Genomic DNA, 6080 nt, shown 5'->3' on the forward strand with positions numbered 1-6080 from the left:
TCCTTGGTGTTGCCCTTGTCGGTCTTCTCACCTTTGGTGAAGAAGAGCACATTGGTCTTCACGCCCTGGGCGTAGAAGATGCCGGTAGGCAGGCGCAGGATGGTGTGCAGATTGCACTTGTCCATCAGATCGCGGCGCACACTGGTGCCGACATTGCTTTCGAACAGCACGTTATCGGGCAGTACCACGGCGGCGCGGCCGCCGGGCGCGAGGTTGCGGTAGATGTGCTGCAGGAAGGCGAACTGCTTGTTGCTGGTCTCGTAGGTGAGGTCTTTGCGGGTGGGCAGGCCGCCGCCCTTCTTGGTGCCGAAGGGCGGGTTGGAGAGGATGAGCGTGGCGGGGCGCAACCGGGTGCCTTCCTCGCCCAGCGTGTCGCCGTAGGTCACGCCGCCCTCGATGCCGTGCAGCAGCATGTTCATCAGCGCCAGGCGGTGGGTGTCTTGCACCAGCTCCATGCCGTAGAAGGTCTCGCGCTTGTAGCGGCGCTGCGCTTCTTCGGTGAGGCTGTCGAAATCGTTGTTCGCCCGCAGGTGGTTGTTGGCGGCGATCAGGAAACCGCAGGTGCCGGCGGCGGGGTCCTGGATGACGTCGCTGAGCTGCGGCTGCATGACCGTGACGATGCTATCGATCAGGTGCCGGGGCGTGAAGTACTGGCCCGCGCCGCTCTTCTTCTCGGTGGCGTTGCGCTCCAGCAGGTCTTCGTACAGGTCACCCAGGTCATCGCGCTGCACGCTGTACCAGTCGAGCGCGTCGATGTCGGTGACGAGCTTGCTCAGCGTGGCGGGCTTGGTGATGAAGGTGTTGGCGTTGGCGTAGATCTCCTGCACGGCACCGCGGCCGTGCAGGCCGTAGTCCAGCAGCATTTCCTTGTACATGTCGAGCCGGTCGGGCGCGGAGGCCGCCAGCAGGTCGTCCCAGCGGGTGCCGGGCTGTTCAACTTTGGGGCCGGTCTTCTTCTTGGGGTCCTCCAGCTTCAAGACGGTGAGACGGCTTTCCTGGCCGGTCTCCTTCATCATCTTCAGGAAGAGCAGGTAGGTCAGCTCGCTGAGGTATTGGTGGTAGGTAACACCGTCATCGCGCAGCGTGTGGCACAGCGACCAGAGTTTGGCGCCGATGTCGTGGGCGATTTGGGGAGCTTGGGCCATGGGAACAGGGAATCAGGGCATCAGGCGCTCTGCGCGGGCGGGGCCCAGAGCGCGTCGTTGAAGGCGTCCAGCACGGGTTGGAGCTGGCCGTTGAAGAGCTTGTCGAGCCGGGAGAAGCCGCCGCCCTCGCGCTTGAAGAGCAGATCGGGGTCGTCCAGCGCCTCACGGTCGACCAGCAGGTTGGCCTTGGTCTGGGCGGCGATGCGCTTGAGCCAACTGCGCTGAGGCTCGGTCCAGGGCTTGCCGGCGGGCGGTTGGGCCAGCAGCGCCTGCAGGGCATGGTCCACCCGCTCGCTGTAGGGCAGCAAGGCGTCCCCCAGCGCGGCCTGGCGGATGTAGCCGACGATGCGCGCGGCGATGTCCTGGTTGCTCAACTCCCGCCAGGCGGTGGACAGCCGGGCTTCGCTGAAGCCGGCCTGGTCAAGCGCCAGGATGAGCTCCTTGAGCTGCTTGCGGGTGAGGTCTCGCGGCCGGGTGAGCACGGCCATCAGCGCAGGCAACTCGTTGCCGCGGCTGGCGAGGAAGGCCTTGAATTCGTCGAGATAGTCCTGCGGCTTGCTGGCCTTGCCGTAACCGCGGTCCGCGCGCAGAAAGGTGTCGGGGTGGTCGGACACATACAGCGGCTGGCTGTTGCCGGAAGACTTGCGATCCAGGATCTCGGCGAGGCCGGGATGCTGAGTGAACCAGGCCGCCACGTCCGCCAAGGGCATGGCCTTGAGCTGCTTGATGAAGGCGTCGGGTGTCATGCCCGCCTTGGTTTCGAAGTCCTGGGCGTCCTTGCCTTTCAGGTGCCGCTTCTTGACCTGCAGCTTGGCTAGGAACTGATCCCGCACCAAGGTGCGCGCGCCCTCACTGGGCGCCTCGGAGAACTCGCGCTCCAACTGACCGAAGCTGATCTTGGGGTTGATGACGACAGGCTTCATGTCGGTCATGTCGCCCACGGCTTCGAAGGCGCGCACGGCATCGAACACGCGGAAGCTGTCTTTCGGCTCGCCATCGAAGTTGCACAGGCGCGTGGCGCGGCCCAGCATCTGATCGAACAGGATGCGGCTGCTGACCTGGCGCAGGAAGACGAGGTTGCAGATCTCGGGCACGTCGATGCCGGTGGTGAGCAGGTCCACCGTCACGGCGACGTTCGGCAAGCGCTCGTTCTTGAAGCGCCGAATGAGCTCCAAGGGCTTGTCGGCATCGCCGGTGATCTTGATGATGGCGTCGTCTTCAACGCTGCCGTACTGGGCTGCAAAAGCCTCCTTCAGTACGTCCACCACCAAATCGGCGTGGTCTTTGCTGACGCAAAAGATCAGCGTTTTGCGCTTGCCGCTGGGGTCGAGTTCCTGGGCGAGGTAGCTGCAGACTGCCGCGTTGTAGGGGCGGGTGATGACCTTGCGATTGAAGTCCTCGACGGTGAGCTTGATCTCGTCGGGGGCCTTGAAGAGCTCGATCTGGCTGCGCTCGGCGTTGTAGAGCTTGACCTCTTCGCCGACCTTCCAGGTCATGCCGGTGCTGCTCAGCTCCGTGTGGATCTGGATGGGTGGCTCGTAGTCCACCAGGTAGCCGTCGACCACCGCTTCGCGGTAGCTGTAGCTGAACACGGGCGGGCCGAAGATCTCGGTGGTGTGCAGGGCGGGCGTTGCGGTGAGGCCGATCTTGACGGCGTCGAAGTAGTCCAGCACGCGGCGGTACTTGGAGACGTAGTCGTCAAACCCACGGAAGCTGAGCTCGGTGTCGGACAGTTCACGATCGAGCGTGTAGCCGCGATGGCACTCGTCGATGACGATGCAGTCGTATTGATCGACGGTGGGCGGCTGCACGCCATCCGCCGGAAACAGCACGCGGCGCATCATGCCCTGCACGGTGGCGATGTGGACGCGGGTGTCTGCGTCGGGTGAGATGTCGTCCAACTCCTTGATGCCAAACGCGTCGACAAAGGTCTGCATGCGCTCCATGCGCGTGTCTTTGAAGGCATTGGCCGCCTGCTCGCCTAGTGCAGAACGGTCCACCAGAAAAAGGATGCGGCGGAAGCGCTGCGCATTGAGCAACCGGTAGATCAGCGCAATGCAGGTCTTCGTTTTGCCGGTGCCGGTGGCCATGGCGAGCAGGATGTCGCGCTGACCGGCAGCAATGCTGGATTCGGTCTGTTGGATGGCCGCCAACTGGTAGTGCCGCAGCGGGAAACCGTAGTCGAACGGTGCGCTGCGCAGCGCGGCGTCGGCGTTGTCCTCGTCTGTCGTGAGCAGCGCTCGCAAGCCCTCCGGCGTGTACCAGCCGCTCAGCGCCGCGCTGCGGTTGTCAGGCCGCCGGAGGTCGCAAAACCAGATGCCACTCTTGGTTGACAACTGACGCAGATACGGCCGGCCGTTGGTGGCGAACGCAAACGGGATGCGGAACTCCGCAGCGGAGCCCCAGTTGCGAGCGTGCAGCTGTGTTTCATTGCTCGCGGAGAAGCTGCGGCTGTAGCGCTTGCTCTGCTGAAGATCGGCGGAAACGTCTTTGCTGCCGCGCTTTGCTTCAACCACCGCCAACGGCACAAGGCCTTGGAACAGGACGTAGTCCGCTGAGTAGCCCTCGCAAGGCCACTCTGCAATTGCCAGATTGCGCCCCTTCTGCGGCCGGACACCCTTGCCGTAGCGAAGGTTTGCAGAGTCGGCTTCCCAACCCGCCTGACGCAGTTGCTGGTCAATGATGCGGCGGGTCGCGGCCTCATCCAGCTCCAGCAGGCTTGCGGCCTGACTCGCGGCGGCGAACAGCTTGTCGATCGTGCCCGGCGCAGCTGCCAGAGCCTGGGTTTGCAGTCGCGCCAGTTGCTCTGCCATGGCCGCTTTGGCCTGGTCCGACTCGGTGGCGATTTGCTCCCAAATCGCACGCTCTTCGCTGAGCGCAGACAGTTGGGTGTGAGCAGACTGCAGCGCGCCTGCAACCTCTTCGTGCTGCGCGCGGTACTGCGCTGCTTGCGTACGCAGGGTCTCCAGTTCACGCAACAGATCCGCCGTCTGGTGCTCGGGCGGAGCTGGAGGCACAAAGGGGCCAGAACGAAAGTCTGGTTGCTTGAAAGTGCGGTGGAACCAAAGGCAGATCTGCCAAGACAGCTTCAATGTGGCCAGCGCCTGGGCGTGATCACCTTGCAGAGCGTGATTGGCCGCGTTGCCCGTCAGCCGGACTTGATCCAGGACTTGCCGGATCTCACGCGGCAGCAGCCCGTCGCCTTGCAATCGCCGGAGCAGGTCGTACTGGCTCTCCGCTACGGAACCCAGCAGCCCTCCCCGCGCCGCAACAGATTGCGCAAGCAGCTCAGCGAACTGCCTGAGCTTGAGGAGACTGGTGTTGGGGTCTTCGGCGAAGTAGCGCTCCGCGAGCGCACCCAGTCGCCAGAGCTGAGGCTCGTAAGGCTCCAGCATGTCGAAGTTCGAGCGAATGTTCTTTTGCATTCCTACCCTCGTTCACGCTGCCTGACCGCCACCAAGCCTCCCAGCCCCGCAGTCACCAACGACATGCCATGCATTATGGTGTTAGCTCATCACGAGCTCACACCACAGGCATCAAACGTCGATATTCCCCGCCCTCAACGCATTCGTCTCAATGAAGTCCCGACGCGGCTCCACTTCGTCGCCCATCAGCATCGTGAAGACCTTGTCCGCCTCGATGGCGTCTTCGATCTGCACGCGCAGCAGGCGGCGGACGGCGGGGTCCATCGTCGTTTCCCACAGCTGCTCGGGGTTCATCTCGCCCAGGCCCTTGTAGCGCTGGCGGCCGACGCTGCCTTCGGCTTGCGTCATCAGCCAGGCCATGGCGGCGCGGAAGTCGTCGACCTTGGCTTCCTTGGCCTTCTCGCCTTCGCCCTTGCGCACGAGGGCGCCCGGCTTGATGAGGCCCTGGAAGCTCAGGCCGGCGTCGGCCAGCACTTCGTAGTCGGCACCGTGCACGAAGTCGGCGGTGATGACGCTGGCGCGCACGTTGCCGTGGTGCATGCGGGCAATCTTCAGGAACAGCTTGTCGGTGCGCGGGTCGGTCTCGACGGTGACCTCGGCGTTGTGCAGCCGGCTCTTCAGCGCGGCAGCGCTGGCCTCGGCTTCGTCACGCGCATCGAGCTTCAGCGCCAGGCCGTTGGCCAGCACGTGCAGGGCTTCGATGTCCATCCAGTTGGACAGGCGCTCGATGACGCTCTGCGCGGTGACGTACTTGCGGGCCAGCGCGTCCAGCGCGTCGCCCTTGAGGGTGTTGCCGTCACCGGTGTCCAGGCTCGCGTCCTGCAGGGCGACCTTGAGCAGGAAGCCGTCGAACTCGTGGCCGTCCTTGAGGTATTGCTCGTGCTTGCCGACCTTGACCTTGTACAGCGGCGGCTGCGCGATGTAGATGTGGCCGCGCTCCACGAGCTCGGGCATCTGGCGGTAGAAGAAGGTCAGCAGCAGCGTGCGGATGTGGGCGCCGTCCACGTCCGCGTCGGTCATGATGATGATGCGGTGGTAGCGGAGCTTGTCGGGGTTGAAGTCGTCGGTGCCGGCGCCGCGGCCGATGCCGGTGCCCAGGGCCGTGATCAGCGTGATGATTTCGTTGGAGGTCAGCAGCTTTTCATAACGCGCTTTCTCCACGTTCAGGATCTTGCCGCGCAGCGGCAGGATGGCCTGGAACTTCCGGTCGCGGCCCTGCTTGGCGGAGCCACCGGCGGAGTCACCCTCCACGATGTAGATCTCGCACTGGGCAGGGTCTTTCTCCTGGCAGTCGGCCAGCTTGCCGGGCAGGCCCAGGCCGTCGAGCACGCCCTTGCGGCGCGTCATCTCGCGGGCCTTGCGCGCGGCCTCGCGGGCGCGGGCGGCGTCGAGGATCTTGCCGCAGATGGTCTTGGCGTCCAGCGGGTTCTCGAGCAGGTAGTCGGTCAGCAGGCGGCTGACGATGTCTTCCACCGGCGCGCGCACTTCCGAGCTGACGAGCTTGTCCTTG

3 protein-coding genes are annotated in these 6080 nt (G+C 64.4%); all 3 read right to left on the reverse strand.

From position 1 onward, the window contains the following. Positions 1-1145, reverse strand: a 1145-nt coding sequence (locus ACK5F2_RS01980; protein ID WP_409862393.1) for an N-6 DNA methylase, incomplete at its 3' end; no start/stop codon positions are given. A 20-nt stretch (positions 1146-1165) separates the two neighbouring features. Then, positions 1166-4570, reverse strand: coding sequence for a type I restriction-modification system endonuclease (gene hsdR, locus ACK5F2_RS01985; RefSeq protein WP_409862394.1), 3405 nt, complete (start codon positions 4568-4570; stop codon positions 1166-1168). A gap of 111 nt (positions 4571-4681) precedes the next feature. Then, positions 4682-6080: toprim domain-containing protein (locus tag ACK5F2_RS01990; protein WP_409862395.1), on the reverse strand; the 1399-nt coding region annotated here is incomplete at its 5' end.

It is taken from the genome of Roseateles sp. (assembly GCF_046300915.1).
Classification (GTDB): Bacteria; Pseudomonadota; Gammaproteobacteria; order Burkholderiales; family Burkholderiaceae_C; genus Kinneretia.